1 protein-coding gene is annotated in these 211 nt (G+C 60.2%); it reads right to left on the minus strand.

Going from position 1 to position 211, the window contains the following annotated elements; all coding sequences use genetic code 11:
* Nucleotides 1-211: hypothetical protein (locus tag A3709_RS15860; protein ID WP_156507808.1), on the minus strand; the 211-nt coding region annotated here is incomplete at both ends.

A 211-nucleotide genomic window follows, 5' to 3' on the forward strand; every position in this document is an offset into this window, starting at 1 on the left:
GTCGGAGCCGGTGCGATTCACCAGCGGCGCAATGTCCTTGATATTGGGCAGACGCTCGGTCTCGAAACACGCGGTGCGGGCCTCGGCCCAGTTGCGGTTACCCTCAATGGTGTTGATTTCACCGTTATGCGCCAACAGGCGGAAGGGCTGGGCCAACGGCCACTTGGGCATGGTGTTGGTAGAAAAACGCTGGTGGAACACACAGATGGCG

It is taken from the genome of Halioglobus sp. HI00S01, assembly GCF_001635445.1.
In the GTDB taxonomy this organism is placed as follows: Bacteria; Pseudomonadota; Gammaproteobacteria; order Pseudomonadales; family Halieaceae; genus Halioglobus; species Halioglobus japonicus.